General features: G+C 49.2%; 1 protein-coding gene. It reads left to right on the plus strand.

Annotation, left to right across the window (positions count from 1 at the left end):
- On the plus strand, window positions 1-311 hold a 311-nt coding region (locus tag JV36_RS0112450), incomplete at both ends, for an IS4 family transposase (RefSeq protein ID WP_032139777.1).

Below are 311 nucleotides of genomic sequence, written 5' to 3' on the forward strand. Positions count from 1 at the left end.
AAAGAGTGCCGAATTCTGACCTCGCTTACCGATGTAATGCGCTACCCCAGTGACGACATTGTAGACTTATACACCCATCGCTGGGAGATTGAGTTAGGGTATCGCGAAATGAAACAAACGCTACTGAACAGTGAATATACGCTTAGGAGCAAGCGTCCTGACATGGTTGAACAAGAGTTATGGGGATTACTGCTTGCCTATAACTTGATAAGAGTGGCAATGACCGAAGCCGCAACGCGCAAAGGCATCTGGCCAAATCAGCTCAGCTTCAGCGGATGCTCAAGCGCGGTCGTGGCATTCCTACTAACGAC

Origin of the sequence: Alteromonas sp. LOR, assembly GCF_000753865.1 — a bacterium.
Taxonomy (GTDB): Bacteria; Pseudomonadota; Gammaproteobacteria; order Enterobacterales; family Alteromonadaceae; genus Alteromonas.